The organism is Jeotgalibacillus sp. S-D1 (genome assembly GCF_004358665.1).
Taxonomy (GTDB): domain Bacteria; phylum Bacillota; class Bacilli; order Bacillales; family Jeotgalibacillaceae; genus Jeotgalibacillus.
In genome coordinates, this window is sequence record NZ_SMZR01000023.1 from 1 (window position 1) to 3221 (window position 3221).

2 protein-coding genes are annotated in these 3221 nt (G+C 41.6%); one reads left to right on the forward strand and one right to left on the reverse strand.

Annotation, left to right across the window (positions count from 1 at the left end):
• Window positions 1–533: IS256 family transposase (locus E2R51_RS20485; protein ID WP_133378728.1), on the forward strand; the 533-nt coding region annotated here is incomplete at its 5' end.
• A gap of 336 nt (window positions 534–869) precedes the next feature.
• Here the strand turns inward: E2R51_RS20485 and E2R51_RS20490 are convergent.
• On the reverse strand, window positions 870–2936 hold the full coding sequence (locus tag E2R51_RS20490) for an alkyl/aryl-sulfatase (protein WP_205703363.1): 2067 nt from the start codon (window positions 2934–2936) through the stop codon (window positions 870–872).
• Window positions 2937–3221: the final 285 nt, after the last annotated feature.

Here is a 3221-nt window from a genome sequence, read left to right on the forward strand (position 1 = left end):
TGATTGCCTGTGTTGATGGTTTAAAAGGCTTTCCTGATGCCATCAATACCGTTTACCCCAACACTCAGGTTCAGCTGTGTATCGTGCATATGGTGCGTTACTCAATGAAGTTTGTGCCATGGACGGACAAGAAGGCCGTAGCAGCTGATTTAAAGGCCATCTACGGTGCTGATACGCTTGAGATGGCAGAGGCCAACCTTGAGCACTTTGATGAAGTATGGGGTAAAGAGTACCCGCATGTCATCAAGTCTTGGCGCAATAACTGGGAGGGCTTAACGGTGTTCTTTGAGTATCCGAAAGATATCAGAAAAGCCATCTATACCACCAATGCTATAGAATCATTAAACAGTGTGATTCGGACGGCGGTGAATAAGCGTAAGGTGTTCCCGTCTGATCAGGCAGCATTCAAAGTGGTGTACTTAGCAACCCAGCAGGCATCGTCAAGGTGGTCGATGCCAATCCGTAACTGGACGTCTGCTTTAAATCGCTTTATGATTATGTTTGATGACCGTATCAGCAAGCATTTAATCTAAATGGCAGTTACACAGAATCTGGGATGTTCTCTCGCTTTACCGTCAACCATGCTTGGGTAGATGTCAGGGTCTTTAATTCAGGCATGATGTCTATCAAGTGTGTGACCTACAACCATGATGTCATTGAGATACTAAAGCAATGGCGTAACGAAGGCGGTGGTCAGTACAATCAAAAATATAAGTCATGGAATTACTTCAAACCATTTTCAGACACCGTCTTTCAACGACTACAAGAAATGGATAGTTCACCCAAGCAATGAGATAATAAAATATATATAACTATTAAGGCCTTGCTGTTAGCAAGGCCTTAATAGTTATAGTCGAAAACAAGCTGCCTTACTCATCTGGCAACACTATACCAAATGAAGAATTAGGCTTCTCAAACAATCTAAAGAAGCCTATCAAGCCAAGTGGATTACCGTCAACCTTAGACTCTTTAGATAACAACATACCTTTAAAATCTGTTTCACCTACTAATAAATCGACAAACATAGCATGAGGTAAATTCAACGTAGCATTAACCTTCTCTTCTACTGGCTTAGAATCATCAACTAAACGATGATGGAGCACTGAGTTCTCAATCCATAAGAGATGGCTTTCATTTAGATCCGTAAAATTAATCACTATCTTAGTGTCTTTATTAGCTGCATCTTCTGATTTTAAACGCACAGCTAAAGTATCGAAAAAGTTAGAGACTGGCGTTTGTAATAATAGGTCTTTAGTAGCGGCAAGATTCACGCTGGTGTTGGATGTTCCTTGACGTAACTCTAAAGCACCGGTCAAATAAACATCACGCCACGGTCCTGATTCCGCTTGATAGCCTAATTGATCATAGCTACGCGCTAGCAGCTCGCGCGCTACTATGTTTTTGGGTTCAACCGATACCAAATGATTCAATAGCTCAGCGGCCCAGCGATAGTTATCCTCATCAAAGGCTTTTTGCGCTTTTAATAATACATTATTACTACCACCAGCTAGATCGACGTAAGCGGTAGCACGTTGTGGATCAGGTAACGGATCTAAATGGGCAGGATTACCATCGTACCATCCTAAATAACCTTGGTAGACAGCACGTGCATTATGTTTTACTGTGCCATAATACTCGCGATTATAGAATTCCTGCGACAAACTAGTAGGCAAAGTAATATCTTCAGCGATCTCGCCTGGTGTCATACCTTTATTCATACGGCGCACGGTCTGATCGTGAATAAATTTATAAGTATCGCGCTGTTGCTTTAAGAATTTCTGAATATTGTCTTGCCCCCACATAGGCCAATGATGACTACCGAAATAGATATCGGCATCACCAAATATATTACGCGCCTCTTCTATATAACCGCTCCATTTCAAAGCATCACGTACCTTTGCACCGCGTAGCGTATACAGATTATGCATATTTCGTGACACCAATTCTGCACCGCCAAAAGCCTTGTATTCTGGTAGATAGAAGGTTAGTTCTGCTGGAGCTTCTGACTCAGGCGTGTACTGAAACTCGAACTTGACGCCATCTATATTTAGTTTAGTAGGAGTGCGATCAATTAATACCGTAGGCTTGGTAATACTGACCTCTCCAAAAGCTGGGCTCTTTCCTAAGCCAGTATCGATATGACCGAATTCATCACGCGCCAAGTCTTTGCCGTACATGTAAACGGCGCGGCGTAGCATAGCATTACCAGCAATGATATTTTCGCTGGTCGCTTCTTCTATAAACCCAGCAGGTGCAATAATTGGAATTTTCTTACGCTCAATATCTTGCTGACTAACAATGCCTAATACTCCGCCGAAGTGATCAACATGACTATGCGTAAATAAAATAGCACTGACGTTGGTTGTATTCGGATAGCGCTTAGCTAGATGCTGCATAGCGAAGTCATAAGCATAGCGCGCGGTTTCTTTTGAGGTCATCGTATCAATAATAATCCAGCCACTATCGCCTTTGATTAACGTCATGTTAGATAAATCAAAACCGCGAACTTGATAAATACCTGGTGTTACCTCGAATAGTCCTTGAATATTATTGAGCTGAGCTTGTCGCCACAGGCTAGGATTGACTGTAGCAGGAGCCTCACCTTCTATAAAATCATAAGCACTCATATTCCAGACGTTCTTCGAGGCGTCTTTAGAGGATGGGATTTTCAAATCTTTAGGACTGGCGATAAGTCCGCGACGCGCGTCTGTGAAATCTTGCTGATCGTTAAGGTTTAATTGTTTGGCGACCTGACTATTAGCTTTGATGGTAGCGGTCGTAGGGGCGCGATTATCACCGCTTACACTAGTCACTGTTCCTGTACGCGCAGGTGCTGAGCTACAAGCTATTAGTAGCATACTGCTACAAAGTAATAACAACTCTTTTGAATGACGAAGATTATTAACTGTGTTTTTTTTATGGCTGATTATTACCATAATAAATTCCTTTTATGAATGGCAGGTTAAAATTAATTACGATCATTTCTCTGCACACGACAAAAAAACAAAAAAGTCTGTTAAAGCAAAGGCATAATAGTAATTTTTAAGACGAATAGACCATGCCAAACTTTAACAGACTTAGTGAAACTTTAACTCAAAACCTGAGTATGAACAAGGCAAGAATCACATGTTTGAGCCTAATGATAATAGCCCTGATTACTGCTCAAAGCAGTAATCTTAAAAAAAATAGCAAGACACCTTCCTAAGGGTGGCAAGACCGAC